Annotated in this window: 2 protein-coding genes; both read left to right on the plus strand. The window is 65.3% G+C overall.

Translation table 11 applies throughout. The features are described 5' to 3' along the window. The first annotated feature begins 160 nt into the window (after window positions 1-160). Complete coding sequence (locus H9654_RS15120) at window positions 161-655, plus strand: peptidylprolyl isomerase (RefSeq protein ID WP_191771607.1); 495 nt, start codon at window positions 161-163, stop codon at window positions 653-655. Between the two features lie 124 nt (window positions 656-779). Then, window positions 780-1,766 carry a malate dehydrogenase gene (locus H9654_RS15125; protein WP_182657600.1) on the plus strand — a complete coding sequence of 329 codons (987 nt, stop codon included), beginning with the start codon at window positions 780-782 and terminating at the stop codon, window positions 1,764-1,766. Window positions 1,767-1,930: the final 164 nt, after the last annotated feature.

Below are 1,930 nucleotides of genomic sequence, written 5' to 3' on the forward strand. Positions count from 1 at the left end.
CCGCCCCCCCCCCCCCCCCCCCCCCCCCCCCCCCCCCCCGCGCCACCACACGAGGCAGAACCGCTGCAGAACCTTCAACGATCGTCGTACCCGCGCCCTGAACATCACCGGTGTAAACTAGGCAGCTAGACCTTTCCAACCCGAATTCCTGAGGATCCGCATGTCCCTGATCGCCACTTTCGACACCACCCAGGGCCCGATCAAGGTCGAGCTGTTCGCCGACAAGGCACCGCTGACCGTGGCCAACTTCGTGAACCTCGTCCAGCACAAGTTCTACGACGGCCTGGTGTTCCACCGCGTGATCCCGGACTTCATGATCCAGGGCGGCTGCCCCAAGGGCCAGGGCACCGGCGGCCCGGGCTACAAGTTCGAAGATGAAAAGAATGGTGTGAAGCACCAGGTGGGTTCGCTGTCGATGGCCAACGCTGGCCCGAACACCAATGGCAGCCAGTTCTTCATCACCCACATCAAGACCGACTGGCTGGACGGCAAGCACACCGTGTTCGGCCAGGTCCTGGAAGGCCAGGCCATCGTGGATTCGGTCAAGCAGGGCGACGTGATCCATTCGATCACCCTGGAAGGCGACACCGACGCCGTGCTGGCCGCCCAGGCCGAGCGCGTGGCGGAATGGAACAAGCTCATTCCCAACGCCTGATTCCTTCCCGACGGCCCCCTGTGAAGGGGGCCGTTTTCATGTTCCGGCCGCCCCGCCAGGCCTGTCTCCGCCCGCGCGGCCGTCTCCCACATCGCTACTTAGCTTCTTAGCAGAGGAAATCCCCATGAAAGCACCCGTTCGTGTTGCCGTGACCGGCGCTGCCGGCCAGATCGGCTATGCCCTGCTGTTCCGCATCGCCTCCGGCGAAATGCTCGGCAAGGACCAGCCGGTCATCCTGCAGCTGCTTGAGCTGCCGATGGAAAAGGCCCAGGCCGCGCTGAAGGGCGTGATCATGGAACTGGAGGACTGCGCCTTCCCGCTGCTGGCCGGCATCGTCGGTACCGACAACGCCGAAGTGGCCTTCAAGGACGTCGACGTGGCCCTGCTGGTCGGCGCCCGTCCGCGCGGCCCGGGCATGGAGCGCGCCGATCTGCTGCAGGCCAACGCAGAGATCTTCACCGCTCAGGGCGCCGCGCTGAACAAGGTCGCCAAGCGTGACGTCAAGGTGCTGGTGGTCGGCAATCCGGCAAACACCAATGCCTACATCGCGATGAAGTCGGCGCCGGACCTGAACCCGCGCAACTTCACCGCCATGCTGCGCCTGGACCACAACCGCGCGCTGAGCCAGCTGTCGACCAAGCTGGGCAAGCCGGTCGCCGGCATGGAAAAGCTGGTCGTATGGGGCAACCACAGCCCGACCATGTACCCGGATTACCGCTTCGCCACCGCTGATGGCGCGTCCATCGCCGAGGCCATCAACGACCAGGACTGGAACGCCGGCACCTTCATCCCGACCGTGGGCAAGCGCGGGGCGGCGATCATCGAAGCCCGCGGTTCGTCCTCGGCCGCGTCCGCTGCCAACGCCGCCATCGACCACGTCCGTGACTGGGTGCTGGGCAGCAACGGCAAGTGGCTGACCATGGGCGTGCCGTCCGACGGTTCCTACGGCATTCCGGAAGGCGTGATCTTCGGCTTCCCGGTCACCACCGAAAATGGCGAGTACACCCTGGTCAAGGACCTGCCGATCGACGAGTTCAGCCAGAAGTACATCGACAAGACCCTGGCGGAGCTGGAAGACGAGCGTGCTGCCGTAGCGCACCTGCTGGGCTGATCCACCCGTTTGATTGTTGCGAAGAAACGCCGGGCTTGTCCTGGCGTTTTTTTTTGCCTACGGATGTCGGCGAACGGGTGGGACCCCCTCGCGCCGGGCTCTTTAGCTGCAGCTGGGGCTGGGGCCGGGCGGTGGGGCTGGTCGGGGGACGGCAAGAGCCGCTC

It is taken from the genome of Stenotrophomonas lacuserhaii (genome assembly GCF_014836545.1).
In the GTDB taxonomy this organism is placed as follows: Bacteria; Pseudomonadota; Gammaproteobacteria; order Xanthomonadales; family Xanthomonadaceae; genus Stenotrophomonas; species Stenotrophomonas lacuserhaii.

What these genes read in the sequence shown, in the direction of transcription:
- H9654_RS15120 (WP_191771607.1), top strand. Translation starts at nt 161, where the DNA reads ATGTCCCTGATCGCCACTTTCGACACCACCCAGGGCCCGATCAAGGTC.
- H9654_RS15125 (WP_182657600.1), top strand. Translation starts at nt 780, where the DNA reads ATGAAAGCACCCGTTCGTGTTGCCGTGACCGGCGCTGCCGGCCAGATC.